This is a genomic window from Oceanivirga salmonicida (genome assembly GCF_001517915.1).
GTDB classification, from domain to species: domain Bacteria; phylum Fusobacteriota; class Fusobacteriia; order Fusobacteriales; family Leptotrichiaceae; genus Oceanivirga; species Oceanivirga salmonicida.
Genome location: NZ_LOQI01000032.1, coordinates 1 through 18,567 on the forward strand (window position 1 = coordinate 1; position 18,567 = coordinate 18,567).

The window sequence follows — 18,567 nt, forward strand, 5'->3', positions numbered from 1 at the left end:
AAACAAGCCTATATATTAGATAAAGAGATAAATAAAGTAACTAAAATCTTAAAAAAATATGACACAATTATAGATAATGAAACTAATGATATATTAGCAAATCCATATATTGAAGATAAAGAACCTGATAATGGTTATAGTCTTTTAATGACTGACCTAATTACACTAAGTGATAAAGATATTATAAGAATATATAAGGAACAACACCTTATAAAAAAAATATTTAAAATGACAAGATCAGATATTTTTTGTAAACCCGTAATAGGAACTAAAGAAATAAGCATAGAATCTCATTTTATTGTATCTTATATTTGTCTTTTATTCATAAAATTAATGCAGCATGAATTAAAATACAAATATAGTGTAGACGATATATTAATTTCTACTAAAAATTTATTTTATACAAAAATTGATGAAAATACTTTTATTTTAAATGGTTTTAATGAATGTTTAGTTGATATGGAAGACAAAATATTTAAAGAAGAATTATTATATAATATAGCTACTTTATCTCGTATTAGAAACTATTTTGCAAAATCTAAAAAAAGAAAATAATGCTTTTGCTATAAAAAAGCAAAGGCATTATTTAAATATTTTATTGACCAAAATCGAATTTTTTTTATTTTAATGTTTCAACAAACCAATCTGTTGTTTTTTCTATTCCCTCATCAACTTTTGAATTATTAGTAAAAATATTAAAAATATGATTAGAGTCTTTTATTAAAACAACTTTTGATTTTTTATTATTTGAATTTTTAACTATTACTGTTGCTTGTTTTGGATTAACTACATCATCTTTTGTACCTGCAAGTGCCATTATAGGAACCTTAATTTTTCTTATATACCCTATCATATCTAAATCCTTAGTTTCATTAAACCATTGCAATGATATTCTAAGAGGTTCTCTCCATTCAAATTTCATAATTGCAAAACCATTTTTTTTAGCTTCTTCATGCATTTTATAAAAATTTTTATATATATCTAACGACCCTGCCCAAGTTGAAATAGATGATAATTCTTTATTTGCTCCTGCTAATAATGCGATAGTTCCACCTTGACTCCAACCTAATAATCCAATATTATTATTAGTTCTACTTCTAGCAAATTCTATTACTCTATTAGTATCACTCACAGCACTAGATATTGTATAATGTAAATAATCTACTTTTGAATCTCCAGTACCTATAAAATCAAACCTAATGCTTGAAATTCCTTTTTCATATAATTTATTAGATAATTTTATATATGTACCGTCTACTTCATCTTTATTTGATGCAGTTCCATGTAACATAATAACCAAAGGCATATTTTTAATTTCATCATCATAAGTATATATTGCTGGAATTTTATAAAATCCATTATTTATTTCTATATTTTCTACTCTTTTTTTAGAAAAGGTTAACATACCAAAAATTATCATAATAAAAAACAATAATTTTTTCATCTTTTAATACCCCCTTTTATTTTTATAATATCTCATGACTATTTTAACTTGATTTATAACATTGTCAAATTTAAAAATTATAACAATTCTACATAAAATTTTTATAAAAAAAACCTATAATTACAATAATTATAGGAATTTCATTATTATTCTCCTAAAAGTTTAATTAAGTCTTTTGTAATTTCATCAGGTTTTCTATAACCATCAACTACTACAACTTTATCTTTCTTTTTATAATACTCTAAAACAGGTAATGTTTGATTATCATATGCTTCTAATCTTTTTATTACTGCTTCTTCTGTATCATCTGCTCTTTGTACTAAATCTTCCGGATTTTCATCTACTGGTGGATTGAATTTTATATGATATATCTTTCCTGTCTTTTTAGATGTTCTTCTACCAGTTATTCTTTCAACTATTGCAGATTTAGGTACATCTAACGCTATAACCTTATCTATATTTGCAACCTTATCTAAAAACTCCGCTTGTGCAACTGTTCTAGGGAAACCATCTAAAATATAACCTTTATTACAATCTTGTTCTTTTAATCTTTCTTCTATAAGACCCATAACAACACTATCAGGCACTAAATTACCTGCGTCCATAAATTTCTTAGCCTCTAAACCTAATTTAGTTTGTTTTGCTATTGCTGCTCTTAATATATCTCCAGTTGATATTTGAGGTATATCATATTTTTCAATTAATTTTTTAGCTTGTGTTCCTTTACCAGCACCTGGTGCTCCAAATAATATTATGTTCATTGTAACTACTCCTTATTTTTATTTATAATCTATTTTAACATATTAATTTATTTTTTTCTAATACTTAAAAATTTTTATTTATATTATTCAATGTAGCGAATATTCCCATGTTCATCTTCTACATATATTTTTTTATTCTTATAATCTACTTTAAACATACTACACTCATCTCTAGTAACAGTTGTAAGAAAATCATCATGTTCAAATTTTTCGCCTCTATTCAAATACACATTATATGATGGAACATGTCCAGGGCATCTAGGATTTTCAACACTAAAACCACGCTGATAATTATAGTTTTCATCTAAATTACCTATAATAGCAAAATCTTTTTTACCATCAAAATTAAAATCTGTATGTATTATCTCATATTCAAGATTATCATCTAATAAATTTTTTAAAAAATCACTCTTAATGACTTTTAATAAACTTAATTCTGTCATCGACTTAGATTCTATTAATTTTTTCTTAGTTTTTTTATCTATAACTGATATAGTGTAGTGAGCATATGCCATTTTATCATTTTTATCTAGCATAATACTTACTATATATTTATCTGAATAATCATATATTTTTGTAATAGGCTTACTAAATAAAGGTATTACCATTATTAAATATATTAAAATCTTTTTCATATTTCCCCTATTTCTTATATACATTTTCTAAATTTAAATCTATATTCAAATTTTTATCATTTTTTCTAATCGCTTTAATATTTATTTTCTTTTTACCTTTTGTAATAATTATTCCACCATTATATATTTCATATTTTATATTATCATTTATAAAACTTAATGTTTTTTTATCTTTATCATAATAAAAATCATTTGCATAATATAAATCTATATTCCCTTTATTTTCAAAAACATAAATTATTATATTATCAATTTCATATAAAATCATTTGTTTGCTATTTTTAAAATTTAAACTATAAACCTTTTTTAATTTTGTTTTATCAAAATCATGCCAAGTATATTGTTGCTTAGATATAGTTTTATTTCCAATATAAGTTTCTTTTAAAATGTCTAAAACATATCTTCTATGTTGCTCTGTAACACTTTCCATTAAAATAGGTTTATCACCTACAACTTTAAAAGTATAATAATAATGAGTTGCTGCTCCACTTTTAGAAAAAGCATATATTTTTTTATTCTCATAATCCACTTTAAACATTCCGCAAGTTTCAGCTATTAAGTTGGTAAATTCAGAACTATATTTCAAACCCTTTTTAGTTTCTATATATATTGAATATGCTGGTCCACCATAGCAACTAGAACCATCATTTAAAATAGCAAAATCTTTTTTGCCATCAAAATTAAAATCCTCATGTATTATTATTGCTTCAAAATCGTAATTTATAATATTGTTAGGTAGACTAGAATTTAAATTAATATCTTTATTTTTAATATCAATAGGAATTTCTGAATTAATTTTGGCAATTGTTTTTTTTGTTTTTTTATCAATAAGTAAAATAACTGCTTCTGAATAAATTTTATCTGATTTTTCGTTTTCATCTATATTAGCAGTTACAGATATAGTATATTTATCTGAATAATTTTGAGTCTTTGTAATAGTTTTACTAAATAAAGGTATTGACATTATTAAATATATTAAAATTTTTTTCATATTTTCTCCTATTTTTTAATTAATTGTATTTTTAAATTTTTTATTTATTAAAATACTTAATATATTAAAAACCCATAATATTATCTACCTTTCTAATAACAATCCCAACTATATATAAATATAACCACTATAAATATAGTGGTCAATATTTCTGTTTCTATTAAAATTTAGGAACTATATCAAAATCTTTCTTTTCTTCTTCAAAAATCTTTCCACCATAAAGGTCGCTAGATAATCCCTCTAAATTTTCAGCATTTTCTTCAAATCCAGTTGCTATAACTGATAATACTACATTCTCTCTATCACTTTCATATATACTTCCTAAAATTAAGTTTTCTACTCCATCTTTACTTCCAGAAGCTCTTTCAGAAATCATTTCTAATATCTTTTGTACACCTTCCATAGTTAAAGTATCTCCACCAGTAACATTTACTAATATCTTAGTTGCACCTTTAATATCTCTTTCTAATAATGGATTAGATATTGTTCTTTCAACTAATGATTCTACTGGTTCACCTGCTTCAGACTCACCAAATCCAAATAATGCTATACCTGAACCTTTTACTATTGCTTCAACATCAGCAAAATCTAAATTTATATACCCTTGCTTAGTAATTAATTCTGAAATTCCTTTAATTCCAAATCTAATAATCTCATTTGAATTTTTCAAATGCTCAGGGAATGATTTATTTTCTTTTGATAATTCTAATAATTTATTATTTGGTATAACAATTAATGTATCTACATATTTTTTTAACTCTTCTATACCATAATTTGCATTATTTTTTCTTTTTATTCCTTCAAAACTAAATGGTCTTGTAACAATAGCAACTGTTACTATATCTAATTCTTTTGCAACTTGTGCAACTACTGGGGCTGCTCCTGTACCAGTTCCACCACCCATACCAGCAGTTATAAATATCATATCTTGACCTTTTATTGAATCCTCAATTTCTCTTTTTTTACCTTCAGCTGCTACTTTGGCAACTTCTGGATTTGCTCCTGCACCTAAATGCCCTAATGCCATTTTTTCATCTGCTTTTGATTTTCTTAAATCTTGTTCATCTGTATTTATCGCAAAATAAGTAACATCTTTTATTCCGTGATTAATTAAATCATTTAATACATTAGCACCTGCTCCACCAACACCTACTATCTTTATCTTTGTTCCTTTTGTTTCAATATCTTGAATATTATTATCAAACATATTTCCTCCCCTTTTATTTCTTATCTACTTTTGCACTTATTAAATCAAACCTTAAATCTATATATTCTATATCGTTTTCTTGTATTTCTTTGGTATATACCTTATAAGCCTGATCAAATTTCTTTTTTGTAACATCTTTATTTAAAAATATTCTTGCTCCATCAGTTAATATAACAGTATAATAATCTTCTGTCGGTATTATTTCTGATGATAATCTAAAAATATCACTATTTACTAACTGAGTTAAAATTTTAGAAATGTCTTCCTTTTCCTCTGCATTTTCAGGATTTTTAATTATAGGCAAATTCTTTTTATCTATTTCATCAAAATATGCAAAAATATTTATATTATTATCTACAGCATAAAATTTATCTAATTTTATAAATGCAACTGCTTTTCTTTCATTTAATTCAACAATTAACTTATTTGGATATCGTTTTTTAATATCTACATTTAAAACTCTTGCATCTTTTAAAATTTCTTCTTCTAACCTATTAGTATCTATGAATATAATAGGTTCTTCTTTAAATTTATCAAGTTTAATTAATATATCTTCTTTTACTCTTTCATTGTCTCCTCTTATTTCTATTTTAGTTAAATAAAAATATGGGGATTCAACCAATTTAAATGCTAAAATAAATATTAAAAGAAATGCTAAAACTAAAAAATTTTTAGTCAATTTTCTCATAATTACTCTCTTTCTATCATCTTAGATTTTATCATATATTGTTATACTTTTCAACAATGTCCCAAGCATCGTTTATATTCTTAGACATTTCTTCAGCTTCTTTAGTATGATTAATATCAGGATGATATTTTTTTAATAAATCTCTGTATCTTTTCTTTTTTTCTTCATAACTAGAATTTATATCAACACCCAATACTTTACAGGCTTTTTCATATTCATTTTCTAAATTAACATTTTGATTAAAATCATTATAATATTGATATTGATTATTAAAATTTTCATAATTAAAGTTACCATTTGTATTTTTAAAATTATAATAGAAAAATTGTTGTCTTCTATTTCTATTAATATATTTATATACACCTATAAGTAAAATTATAAATCCTGTGAAATATCTACCATTTATAGATGCTAAAAATGCCACCACAAAATAAATTTGATATGGCAATGAAAAAAGTAATAATACAAAAATTAAAAATATTGCAAATAATACAAATATTAACGGCATTATTTATCTCCTTTTATTATTATAATTTCAGTATCTAATAATACATCAAATTTTTCTTTCACAATTTTTTGAACATGTTTTATCAATTTTAATACATCATCAAATTTAGCATTCCCTTTATTTACTAAAAAATTAGGGTGTTTAGTTGATACTTCAATCTCACCTATTCTATACCCTTTTAATCCTGCTTCCATTATTAATCTCGCTGCAAAATCTCCATCAGGATTTTTAAATGTAGAACCTAAATTAGGCAAATCTAATGGATGATTATTTTGTCTTTTTTCTATTTTATCATATGCTTTTTCTTTATCAAACCCATCGTCTAATTCAAAATATGCACCTATTACTATCCATTTTTCTTTTTTTATCTTAGTTTCTCTGTATTTTAAATCCAAATCTTTTTTATTTATATTTTTTATACCAAAAGATTTAGAATATACCTTAACTGATATTATTTTATCAAAAATAGTAGTCCCATAAGCACCACCATTCATATTAACTAAACCACCAATAGTTCCAGGTATTCCTGTTATATTTTCAAGACCACCTAAATCATTTTCTTCCATAAATTTAGTAAAATCTTCTAAATTAACTCCTGCTTGTACATAAACTTTATTATTACCTAAATTCTCTATCTTATTTAATTTTTTTAGACATACAAAGGTCATATCAAGATAATTATCATCTATCAAAGTATTAGTTCCATTTCCCAAAAGATAATATTTTTCATCATCTTTAAAAAAATCTACTAATTCATCTTCTTTTTCTATAAAAACTAATTTTTTAGCTATTCCCCCTATTTTCATATTTGAATATTGTTTCATAGAAATATCATTTTGAATTATCATATCTATCCTTTCATTTTATTAACCATACTATAAGCAAATTTAGATACAGTTCCTGCTCCCATAAATATATATACATCATTAGGTTTATTATTCAAATAAATGTGGTTCATTAATTCCTCTGGCAACATAACACACACTTGCTTATCATTATCTAATTCTTTTATTTTATTAGCCAAATCACTTGAACTTATATTACTTTCGTTTTCTTCACTAGCTGCATATATTGGTAAAAGTATTATTTTATCAGCCAATAATAAAGATTTAGCAAAATCGTTTAAGAAATATTTTGTTCTAGTATATCTATGTGGCTCAAATATTACTGTTATTCTTCCTTTTTCCTTGCTCTTTGCAGCATTTATAGTTGCCTTTATTTCAGTTGGATGATGAGCATAATCATCTATTACTTTAATTTCTTCATCATATATTACTTGATATCTTCTTTTTGCACCTGTAAATCTTAATAAATGCTCTTTAACTATATCCATATCTAAATTTTCTAAATATGCTAAATATATAACTGAAAGTGAATTTGATACATTATGTACACCTGGAACTGTTAAAGAAACTTCTCCTATACTTTTACCATGTATTAATACTTCGAATTTTGTAATACCACCTTCAACTTTTATATTTTTAACACATATATCAGCAGTTTTTTCCAAAATACTGTAATACACTATTTTATCTTTAAACTCATCTAAATCTAAACTTTTTATAGTTGGACAATCTTTTGAAATTATTACTTTATCCCTAGTTTGTTTTATAAACTGAACAAATGATTTTTTAATATTTTCTAAATTTCCATGATGCTCTAAATGATCAGCTTCTACATTAGTAATTATAGAATATTTAGGGTGTAAATGTAAAAATGAATTATCACTTTCATCGGCTTCTACTATAAAATAATCGCTATCTCCCATTTGGCTATTAGTATTTAACTCTGGTATTATTCCACCAACTACTATATATGGTTTAGTTTCTAAAAAACTTAATGCTGCCATAGAAGAAGTAGTAGTTTTTCCGTGTGTTCCTGCTACTGCGATAGTTTTATCAAATTTATTAAATAGGTCTGCTAATATTTCTCCTCTTCTTTTCATTTCTATGCCCTTATTTTTCGCATATAGATATTCAGGATTAGTTTCTTTTATAGCAGTTGAATAAACATATAAATCAGGTTCAAAATTTTCTATATTTTCTAAACTTTGTCCTATATTTACAGTTATTCCCATATTTTCTAAATCATTAGTAATATCTTTATATTCTAAATCAGAACCCTCTACTATATGTCCTTGCTCATTTAAAATTTTGGCTATACCGCTCATTCCTATTCCATTTATTCCACTAAAATATATTCTCATCTTAATTTTCCTCTTTTATAATTTTTAATATGTTTTCTGTCGAATTACCAACTGATAATTTTTTTAGATTCTTTTCCATAAATTCTAATATTTCTTTATTTTCACATAAACCAAGTGCGTATTCTACTGCTTCATTGGCAGTTTCATTAGTATACATTTTTGCACCATTTACATATTCTAACATTTCTGCATTTTCCTTTTGACCTACAAAATCATAAGGAATTAGAACTGATGGTTTAGTAAGTTCTAGCAATTCAGATATTGTAGATGCTCCTGATCTACAAATTACTAAGTCTGATGCTGCCATTAGTTCTGGAACATTATCAAAATATGGCATTAAGATAATATTACTTAAATTTTTAACTTTTGCATGTACATCATCGAATAAATTTTGGCCTGTAGACCAAAATAATATTAGATTTTTTTTCTTATTTATTTTTTCTAAATTATTAATTACTGCATCGTTTATTTGCTTAGCCCCTAAACTTCCACCCATAATTAATATTACTTTTTTATTCTCATCTATTTCTAATTTTTGTCTTGCGTCTTCTTTTGTTATGTTATAAAATTCTTCTCTTAAAGGATTTCCTGTAACTACATATTTATCTTGTTTTTTCTCTGGTATATACTTTAAAGTTTCTTTAAATGCTAAAAATACTTTCTTAGAAAATCTGTTACAATATTTATTAGCCATTCCCATTAATATATTTTGTTCTTGTAAATAAACTTTAATACCTAATGTTTTCGCTGCTAATATAGCAGGTATTGAAATATAGTTTCCAAATCCTATAAGTACGTCTATTTTACTATTTTGTAAAATCTTTCTTGCATTATAAATTGCAGGAAATATTTTTAATATAGATGACACCTTATTAAAAGGCAATATATCTAATCCATAAAATCTAAAATTATTTGCTGGAACTATATCTTTTTCCATTCTATGTCTAGTTCCTATAAAAATTATTTTATATCCTTCATTTCTCATTTTATTTGCTAATGCAAGAGCAGGGTATATATGCCCTCCTGTTCCACCAGTTGTAAATGCTATATTTTTCATTTCTATATTTCTCCTTTTTTATCTGAATTTATAGCAAAAAGAACTAATGCTATACACATTGTATTTGCTATAAATGAACTACCACCATAACTAATAAATGGTAGTGTTATACCTGTTGATGGTGAAAGATTTAAATTTATAGCTATATGTACTACTATTTGATTTGCAATATTAAATGCTACTCCAAAAACTATGTATTTATTAAAAAAACTATTCAAACTAAAAGCTATATAAAATAATATAAATATTAATGACATAAATAATAATATTATTATTATTGCCCATATAAATCCACCTTCTTCTGAAATAGCAGCAAACATATAGTCATTATGTGCTTCTGATAAATAAAAATATTTATGTAGCCCATCTCCTATACCAAGTCCTGTAATATTTCCTGTCTTTATTGCTGATAAAGCTGCTGCTACTTGTGGGTGAACTTTATCTCCACCAAATGATACTATTCTTTGCCAACTGTAATCTCTACTTAATATTAATAATAAAATAAAAGATAAGCTCCCTATTCCTGCAATACCAAATTTAATTTTTTGTCTAGCTGTTGTTACACAAAACATAAGATACCCTATCAAGGCATATTGTAATGCTGATGTCTTAGATTTTTCAAGCCATATTGCTAGGAAAAATATTGCTGTTATTCCTAAAAAATTTACTATAGTATTTTGTTCATCTCTTCTGTATCTATAATAAACTGAAGCCAATAAAATTATGAATATAGGTTTAACTATTTCTGATGGTTGTAAAGTAAATCCTGGAAGTCTTATCCATCTATGAGCTCCTTTTACTGCTGGAAATGCTAATGGTAAAAGTAATAAGAAAATACATATACCTATAATGGTATATTCTAAAGCTTTATTAGGATTCATAAACTTTTTTCTATTCTCTAACAATACTTTATATAAAGCAAATGATGCAGCTACTGCCATTGCAACGATAATTAAATGTTTAATAAACATTCCACCATTTCCAACTGGGTCTTTTAATATTAAAGGCATAGTTATACTTCCTATAAATACTATTCCTATTACTGATATTGCTAAAACTATTGTTATTAGTGCATATTGTAGATTTTTTTTATCCATTATTTCCTCCAAATGTATTTAAAACTAAATCTTTAAATACCTTTCCTCTATGTTCAAAACTTTTAAATTGATCAAAACTTGCAGTTGCAGGCGATAAAAGAACATAAGTTTCACTATCAAAATCTAAATGTTTTTTTAAATATATTATAGTGTTTTCTAAATTTTTTGTTTCTATATACTTAGTATAACCCACATTTTTAAAATATGATACATATAAATTAGAATTTTCTCCTATAAGCATACAAAAGATATTTTCACTACATATTTTTTGGAAAAATAGGCTATTATCTATTTTTTTATCTTGTCCACCACAAATTAAATAAACTTTTTTATTCTTAAATGTTTCTAATGCGACTAAACTAGATTCTACATTAGTTCCTTTCGAATCATTTATAAAAGTAACTTTGCCCTTTTTTAAAAAGTTTTCTACTCTATGTTCTAGTGGTTTAGTTCCTGATAAAAAACTTGATATAGTTTCATTTTTTATACCTATAATCTTTGCTATCGCTATAATATTAAGCATATTTTGTACATTATGCTCTCCTTTTAAACTAGTATTTTCTTTTGAAATTATTAATTCATTTTCAAAATATAGAGCATTTTCATTATTTTTTATATACACTTTCTTTGCTTTTAACTCTTTACTTACAAGTTTTTCAAATAATTCATCATCTTTATTAATTATCATATAATCATTTTCATCTTGGTTATTAAATATATTAAATTTTGTAGCATAATAATCATCAACATTTAAATATCTACTTAGATGATCAGGTGTTAAATTAGTTATAAGTGCAATATATGGCTTTATTTTAGGATTATTTTCTAATTGATAACTACTAAGTTCTAATACTACATAATCATTAGTATTATCGTTTAATATAATTTCTGAAAATGAATGCCCCTCATTACCACCTAGTGCGACTTTAAAACCTGCATATTTAAGTAATTCATAAGTTTTAGTACATACAGTAGTTTTCCCATTAGTTCCTGTTACTGCAACGATTTTAGTATCTTTATTCATATAATCTAATGCAAAATCTATTTCAGATATTACTTTTATATTATTATTAACACAATATTTTAAATAAGGATTAGTCCAAGCAATTCCTGGACTTTTAATAACTATATCATCTTTATTAGTCATAGAAATAGCATCCATACTTTTAATACCATTTTTATCATCTACTACTATGTATTCTAATTTCTTATTCTCTAATAATTTCATTGCCCCAATACCACTGATACCAAGACCAAATACTACATATTTCATATATTCTCCACTATTTTAATTTAATAATCTCATCAAAAAATTCTTTATTTTCATCATATAAATGGTGTGTAACCATTATTACTGTTAAATCTTTTTGAGATAAAATATTTTTTTCTATTTCTATTGCCCGTCTTTTATCAAGATTAGCAGTACTTTCATCTAAAATTAATATATCTTTTTCTCCTATTAATTCTCTAGCTATTGATATTCTTTGTTTTTGTCCACCTGATAAATCATCTGTATAAATAGTATCTAATCTATCTAATGCAAATTCATCAACATAAGATAATTCTAATGCTCTTTTAAATGTTTCATCTTTTATGTTACGACCTATTAATAAATTATCTCTTAATGTTTCAGATAAAATATATGGTTTTTGCATTATTATTCCAACTATATTTTGTAAACTCTTAAAATCTATATTTCTATAATTTATACCATCTACTAAAATATCTCCATCATAATTTAATATTTCTCCAGTTAATATTTTTAGTAAAGTTGATTTACCAGAGCCTGAATCTCCTGTTATTGCTATTTTCATACCCTTTTTAACTTCTATATTAGGGTATGTTATTATATTATTACTATCAAAAATAACTTTTAAATTAGACATAACTAATTTATCATTAAATTTTGATATTTTAGTTTTTTTATCTTTTTTATATACAAATGGGTATTTATCTAATAATTTAAAACTTGCCCTAAATGTAACTATATTATATGCTGCACCTCTTGTATAATTAAATAAGGTACTTGTTAAATTTGCAATTGAAAATATTACCCCTGTTGTTATTTCTCCTTTAATGATTAAATAACCTGTTGCTATGAATATAACGGTTTGTGCTATTATACTTGCTAACATAGAAGTAGAATTTGCAATAGTTGAAATCTTAACTAAGTTAACTTTGGGTACTATCATTTTTTCGAAACTTGCTAAAATTTGATTTTTAAAGTATGTACTTTGATTATTATGATAAAAAATTTCAAATCCATTTACAAAATCATTAGTTTTCTTTAGAACTCTACTTGAATGTTCTGACACATCTTTTGTTGCCTTTTCAACCTTTTTTTGAAACATTCTAGGAGAATAATATACGAAGGCTGTCATAATTACTGATATTAATAGTAGTGTCCAATGGAAATATACTATTGCAAATGCATTTAAAGTTACTGTAATTATACTTTCTATTGCTCCATAAAATTGACTAAATCCATTATCTCTTAATAAATTCATATCATTTACTAGCCATGAAATATATTCTGATTTAGTATTTTTCTTAAATTCGGCATAATCATATTCTGTTAATGGGTCTAATATGTCTAATCTAATAGCGTTTAATTCTTTTTGCATTAAATCTTCTTTAATAGTATCTTTAACTGCTTGGGCATAACTAACTAAGCACCAACAAAGTATATCTATTATTGAAAACATTAAAAATGTGTTCAAATTTTTTGATATTATTGCATCTAGCACATATGTTAATATTACTGATGATGCAACTGTTGCTCCTGCCCATACTATTATCCAAAATAAAAGATATAGGTTTTGTGATTTAAACTTAAAAATATACTTAAACATACTATTTTTATTAGACATAATAAACCTCCCTTATTCCCGTGTTAATCTATTTTTTATTAAAAATTTCAAATGCTTTCTTTAATTGAACATCTCCATTTTTCACAATTTCTTTTGCTTTTTTTTCACCATATTGTTTTGTTAAAACATCTTTTATTATTGACATTCTTTTCATATTTTCGCTATCACTTTCATTTATGTATGCTGTTTTTGCAACTAAATTATCCATTTCTATTTCTATGTCTGGTTTTATACCTACTTTATCTATTTCATTTTCACTAAATGTATAGTATTTTCCTGCTGTTAATTTAACTATATTACCAGAATCTAAATAATAAAATCTTTGTGTTATACCTTTCCCAAAAGTATTTTCCCCAATTATAGTGGCTCTATTATAGTCTTTTAAAATTGATATAAGTATTTCTGATGCTGAAGCTGTAAATTTATTTGCTAACACAATAATTTGCCCATCAAATAATTGTTTTTCATTTTTTTCATAAATATCATCTTTTGTACTCTTATGTGCTACTTTAAATAGGAATTTCTTGTCATCTCCTAAAAGTATTGATGCAATTGGCATTACTTCTCCAATTTCTCCACCAGTATTACCTCTTAAATCTAGTATTAACTTATTTATACCTTTTTCTTTTAAATCATTAAGAACCATTTTAAATTCATTACCTATATTTTTAGGAAAACTTGCTATAGAAATATAGCCTATATTTTTATCAAAAATTTTGGAATCTATAATTTTACTTTTTATTTCTTCCCTAATAGCAGTAATATTTATAGTTTTACCATCTCTTGATACTTTCAAATCAATTTTTGACCCTTTTTCTCCTCTTATAAGAGAAATAGTTTCTTTACTGCTCATTTGTTTAGTATCTTTACCATTTATTTCAATTATCTTATCATTTGCTATAAGTCCTGCTTTAAATGCTGGAGAATCTAAATATACAGTCAATATTTCAAAATATTTTCCAACTTTTTTACTTGCTTCAAATCCAAGTCCAACATACTTACTGTTAAGTTCATTTACATCTCTTTTAAGATCTTCTTCTGATAAAAATTCAGAATATTTATCTCCAAGACTATCAACAATTCCTTTTAAAGCAAAAGTATATAGTTTTGTTTTGTCAATTTTTTCATCTAATACATAATTTCTTTCAACAATATTTACAGTTCTTTTTATCTCTTGTAAATAAAGACTATCAATATTTGCATTTTTATTTGGTGTATGATTATTGTAAATTTTAATAAAATTTATAATAAATAATATTAAAAATGACAAAATAATACCAACAAATACATAAAATATGTTTTTTTTCATTTAATTTCCCTCTTTTTCTATCTTAATTTTAATATCATAAATGCTACTATACAAGTTATTATTGTTATAATCCAAAATCTCATTGTAACCTTAGTTTCAGGTATGCCTGATAATTCATAATGATGATGAATTGGTGCCATTTTGAAAAATCTTTTTTTAGTTTTCTTAAAGTAAAATACCTGTATAATTACTGATGCTGCTTCAAGTATAAATACAAATGCTGCTATAGGTAAAAGTAATTCTTGTTTTAAAAATATTGCTATCATACCTATCATTCCACCTAATGTAAGTGAGCCTGTATCTCCCATAAATATTTGTGCAGGGTAAAAGTTAAACCATAGAAATCCTATCATTGCTCCTATTACTGATGATAAATATACTGCTATTTCTCCAGCACCTTCTACATAATATATATTAAGGTAAGTTGCTAAGCCTTTATGTCCTGCAAAATACGCTACCATTGTAAATATTATACAGATTATCATTATAGGACCACTAACTAAACCGTCTAAACCGTCAGTTAAATTAACTGCATTAGATGAACCTATAATTACAAATATCATAAATATTATAAAACATATTGGTCCTATGTATATATATGAATCTTTAATAAATGGATTTATCACCGAAAAATCTATAGTACTGTTAACTAATCCAAAACTATATATAAAGGCAAAGCATACTAGAGTCATAATTAATTGACCTAACACTTTTTTCTTTGATGATAATCCATTTTTACTTTTAGTTAATTTTAAATAGTCATCATAGAAACCTATACTAGTAAATAAAATAGTCATAAGTATTAAATAATTATTAAACTTATTAGTAAAGTTTCCAGTTACCAACATAGTAAAAACTATTGCCATTACTATCATTATACCACCCATAGTAGGTGTACCAGCTTTACTAAAATGTGAACTAGGCCCTTCTTCTCTTATCTTATCTCCTGTTTTTTTTCTTTTTAAATAACTTATAAATTTATTACCTAATAATAGGATAAAAAATAAAGATATAAAGAAGGCTATTCCACCCCTTATTGCTAACGATTTAAATATTCTTAAAAATCCATATTCATTTATGAACAATTGCTGTAGTAAATAAAGCACTATACATCACTCCCTATAATTTCTTCTAATTTCATACCACGAGAACCCTTTAAATAGATTATACTATTTTGTTCTTTTCTTAAATCTTCTATAATTTCATTTTTATTATTCGTTTTAATAGCATCATCTATTTCAATATTACTCATTAAGTTTCCGTATAAATATAGTTTATCATAATCTATATTTTCTAAAATATCCTTTAAATCCTTATGATATTTTATTTCATTTTCCCCTAATTCTAACATATCTCCTAAAATTATTATTTTTCTTTTATTTTTAAAAATTTGATTTAGTGTTAAAAGAGAACTTTTAACTGATATGGGTGATGCATTATATGCATCATTTATGTATAAATTATTACATTTTTCTATTAATTCAAATCTCATTTTTGTTAATTTTAAATTATTTAATTTTTCTTTTGATACATTAACTCCTAACAATTTAGCAACTGCTAATCCTAAGGCTGCATCTATGGCATTATGTTTACCATATAAATTTATACTATATCTTTCATTATCATAAATAAAACTTGTTCCAAAATCATTTAATCTAATATCAGATATATTAATTTTTAAAACATTATCTAGTTCTAATGTTTTTAAGTATTCATCTTCTCCATTAACCACTACTATTTTTTTAGTATATGGTATAAGTTCACATTTAGCCTTAAATATATCATTTCTATCTTTAAAAAACTCTAAATGAGAATCCCCTATATTTACTATAATACTATAATCAGGTTTAGCAATACTTGCTAATAAGTCTATTTCTAATGGAGCACTCATACCCATTTCTAAAACTAAATATTTAGCATCTATTGGACAAGATAATATAGTATAAGGAACTCCTATATGATTATTATAGTTTCCCATTGTTTTATTTGCATCTAATATACTTGCTAATATATCTTTGGCTGTTGTTTTACCATTACTCCCTGTAATTGCAATTACTGGAAATTTGAAGTAGTCTCTATATACATTTGCCATTTCTTGCATAAATTTTACTGTATTATCTACTTTTTTAGAATTTGATATATCTTTTAAACTATCATCATATATTACAAATGCACCTTTTTCATTAGCCATTTCAATATAGTTATTTCCTGTATTTATAGCAAAAAATATATCTCCTTTATTTAGATTTCTTGAATCCATACTAACGTTACCACTAAAGGCAAAATCAGTATTTAATATCTTATTTAAAATTTCTATTTTATTCATTTCTATCACCAAATTATATTATATCATAATTAACACATTAAAATCTATTATCAGGAGACAAAAAAATTATTTACTATTTTCATCACTCATATTTCTCATAACTTCACTTAATAATCTAATAATTATTTACATTGATTTAAAATTATAACTATATATTACACCTTACGACTATAAAATACAAATGATTTTACATACAAAAAAAGAAATAACTTTCGCTATTTCTAGGTTTTATTTTTTTATTACCATTTTGAATAAATATTTTTAGAATTTTTTTGAGCAAAATTATATTCTCTAAAATTATGATTTCTTTTTAACTTCTCAAGTATCATTTTTGCTTCTGCTTCATCTATTTCACTTGCAAATTTTATAGTTTTCATACCATAATCAAATTTAATTTTTTGATTTTCAAATGCGAAAAAATCCTTATCATTGTATGACAATGTACTTTGAATAATAGCCATATCTTTTATTTCTCTTATTTCATATTTTCTTTTTCTATTTATTAAGCCTAATTTTTTTGAAATTTTTAAATTAGCATTTTCAACAGTAATAAGTTCATAACCAATTAACTTCCAAAATAAAGTATATATTGCACCTATTCCACCTATTGTCCAGCAAATTAACCATACTGACAAAAAAATGGGTCTAAGTGATTCAAAATTTTTAATAATAAAAATTTCTTTATAAATAAATGAACTAAGTATATTAATATTAAAAATTGTTTTTATTACTAAAACTTCTCCAAATCCCCAGCCAATTAACCAAAGACAGAAAAATAATATTTCAAATTTTTTTTCCTTGTAGGTATTTTAATTTCTAAAATATCATCATATTCTCTAATTATTGCTCTACCTGTAAATTCTGCTTCCACAATAATTTAAACTCCTTTCATTTTTTAATATTATTTTTTTCTAATCAATATCAGTAATAGTTGCAAAATTATATTCATTAAAATTATGATTTCTTTTTAATTTCTCAAGTATCATTTTAGCTTCTGCTTCATCAATATCGATTGCAAATTTTATAGTTTTTATGCCATAATCAAATTTAATCCTTCCAAATTCATCTTCAAAAGTGCATATACTATTTCTAGATGGCAAAGGTGGATTTTTAATAATAAATATATTTTTTATTTTTTCTATTTCATATTCTTTTTTTAAATTTATAAACCACATTTTTTTGGAAATTTTTAAATTACCATTTTCAACACTAATAAGTTCATATCCAAATAAAAGCCAATTTAAAATTCCAAAAACAAATGCTGCCCCCATAGCCCATATGATTAACCATAACGAAAGGAAAATTTTTACGAATGAATCAATCCTACTGTCTAAAAAAATTATACCTACTGCAATAGTTCCACAAATTAACCAAAAAGTTAACCATAAAGAAAAAAAAATTATTTTAAATATTTCCTTTCTTGATGGTATTTTAATTTCTAAAATATCACCATACTCTTTAACTATTG

General features: G+C 24.3%; 19 protein-coding genes. 1 reads left to right on the forward strand and 18 read right to left on the reverse strand.

The window, feature by feature from the left end; translation table 11 throughout:
• The coding region (locus AWT72_RS09655; RefSeq protein ID WP_197407613.1) for a hypothetical protein at positions 1 to 555 on the forward strand (555 nt) is incomplete at its 5' end.
• Between the two features lie 64 nt (positions 556 to 619).
• On the opposite strand, the gene AWT72_RS04895 is transcribed toward AWT72_RS09655, so the two are convergent.
• The 18 genes from AWT72_RS04895 to AWT72_RS09660 form a co-directional block, all read right to left on the reverse strand.
• Positions 620 to 1,444 carry an alpha/beta hydrolase family protein gene (locus AWT72_RS04895; RefSeq protein WP_067141696.1) on the reverse strand — a complete coding sequence of 275 codons (825 nt, stop codon included), beginning with the start codon at positions 1,442 to 1,444 and terminating at the stop codon, positions 620 to 622.
• A 146-nt stretch (positions 1,445 to 1,590) separates the two neighbouring features.
• Positions 1,591 to 2,205 (reverse strand): adenylate kinase, encoded by a 615-nt coding sequence (locus AWT72_RS04900; protein WP_067141700.1) that lies wholly within the window; start codon positions 2,203 to 2,205, stop codon positions 1,591 to 1,593.
• An 83-nt stretch (positions 2,206 to 2,288) separates the two neighbouring features.
• Positions 2,289 to 2,840: a hypothetical protein gene (locus AWT72_RS04905; protein ID WP_067141703.1), complete on the reverse strand. Its 552-nt coding sequence runs from the start codon at positions 2,838 to 2,840 to the stop codon at positions 2,289 to 2,291.
• A gap of 7 nt (positions 2,841 to 2,847) precedes the next feature.
• Positions 2,848 to 3,831: an XAC2610-related protein gene (locus tag AWT72_RS04910; RefSeq protein ID WP_067141706.1), complete on the reverse strand. Its 984-nt coding sequence runs from the start codon at positions 3,829 to 3,831 to the stop codon at positions 2,848 to 2,850.
• 160 nt (positions 3,832 to 3,991) lie between these two features.
• The gene (gene ftsZ, locus AWT72_RS04915; RefSeq protein WP_067141709.1) at positions 3,992 to 5,038 is read right to left on the reverse strand and encodes a cell division protein FtsZ; all 1,047 of its coding nucleotides are present in this window, start codon (positions 5,036 to 5,038) and stop codon (positions 3,992 to 3,994) included.
• Between the two features lie 13 nt (positions 5,039 to 5,051).
• Positions 5,052 to 5,726: a cell division protein FtsQ/DivIB gene (locus AWT72_RS04920; protein ID WP_067141712.1), complete on the reverse strand. Its 675-nt coding sequence runs from the start codon at positions 5,724 to 5,726 to the stop codon at positions 5,052 to 5,054.
• Positions 5,727 to 5,757: 31 nt separating this feature from the next.
• Positions 5,758 to 6,234 (reverse strand): DnaJ domain-containing protein, encoded by a 477-nt coding sequence (locus tag AWT72_RS04925; RefSeq protein WP_067141715.1) that lies wholly within the window; start codon positions 6,232 to 6,234, stop codon positions 5,758 to 5,760.
• Complete coding sequence (gene murB / locus AWT72_RS04930; RefSeq protein WP_067141718.1) at positions 6,234 to 7,082, reverse strand: UDP-N-acetylmuramate dehydrogenase; 849 nt, start codon at positions 7,080 to 7,082, stop codon at positions 6,234 to 6,236. The genes AWT72_RS04925 and murB overlap by 1 nt, the downstream gene beginning before the upstream one ends.
• 2 nt (positions 7,083 to 7,084) lie before the next feature.
• The gene (gene murC, locus AWT72_RS04935; protein ID WP_067141721.1) at positions 7,085 to 8,440 is read right to left on the reverse strand and encodes a UDP-N-acetylmuramate--L-alanine ligase; all 1,356 of its coding nucleotides are present in this window, start codon (positions 8,438 to 8,440) and stop codon (positions 7,085 to 7,087) included.
• Position 8,441: 1 nt separating this feature from the next.
• Positions 8,442 to 9,497, reverse strand: a complete 1,056-nt coding sequence (gene murG / locus AWT72_RS04940; protein ID WP_067141724.1) for an undecaprenyldiphospho-muramoylpentapeptide beta-N-acetylglucosaminyltransferase — start codon at positions 9,495 to 9,497, stop codon at positions 8,442 to 8,444.
• 2 nt (positions 9,498 to 9,499) lie between these two features.
• On the reverse strand, positions 9,500 to 10,594 hold the full coding sequence (locus AWT72_RS04945) for an FtsW/RodA/SpoVE family cell cycle protein (RefSeq protein WP_067141727.1): 1,095 nt from the start codon (positions 10,592 to 10,594) through the stop codon (positions 9,500 to 9,502).
• Complete coding sequence (gene murD, locus AWT72_RS04950) at positions 10,587 to 11,867, reverse strand: UDP-N-acetylmuramoyl-L-alanine--D-glutamate ligase (protein ID WP_067141730.1); 1,281 nt, start codon at positions 11,865 to 11,867, stop codon at positions 10,587 to 10,589. The genes AWT72_RS04945 and murD overlap by 8 nt, the downstream gene beginning before the upstream one ends.
• 10 nt (positions 11,868 to 11,877) lie before the next feature.
• Positions 11,878 to 13,464, reverse strand: coding sequence for an ATP-binding cassette domain-containing protein (locus AWT72_RS04955; protein ID WP_231724055.1), 1,587 nt, complete (start codon positions 13,462 to 13,464; stop codon positions 11,878 to 11,880).
• A gap of 28 nt (positions 13,465 to 13,492) precedes the next feature.
• On the reverse strand, positions 13,493 to 14,773 hold the full coding sequence (locus tag AWT72_RS04960) for a S41 family peptidase (RefSeq protein ID WP_067141733.1): 1,281 nt from the start codon (positions 14,771 to 14,773) through the stop codon (positions 13,493 to 13,495).
• A 17-nt stretch (positions 14,774 to 14,790) separates the two neighbouring features.
• Entirely contained in the window at positions 14,791 to 15,879 is a 1,089-nt protein-coding gene (gene mraY / locus AWT72_RS04965) for a phospho-N-acetylmuramoyl-pentapeptide-transferase (RefSeq protein ID WP_067141736.1), read from the reverse strand.
• On the reverse strand, positions 15,879 to 17,099 hold the full coding sequence (locus tag AWT72_RS04970) for a UDP-N-acetylmuramoyl-tripeptide--D-alanyl-D-alanine ligase (protein ID WP_067141739.1): 1,221 nt from the start codon (positions 17,097 to 17,099) through the stop codon (positions 15,879 to 15,881). The genes mraY and AWT72_RS04970 overlap by 1 nt, the downstream gene beginning before the upstream one ends.
• 239 nt (positions 17,100 to 17,338) lie before the next feature.
• On the reverse strand, positions 17,339 to 17,734 hold the full coding sequence (locus tag AWT72_RS04975; RefSeq protein ID WP_067141742.1) for a hypothetical protein: 396 nt from the start codon (positions 17,732 to 17,734) through the stop codon (positions 17,339 to 17,341).
• Between the two features lie 276 nt (positions 17,735 to 18,010).
• A partial coding sequence (locus AWT72_RS09660; protein WP_067141746.1) for a hypothetical protein occupies positions 18,011 to 18,567 on the reverse strand: 557 nt, incomplete at its 5' end.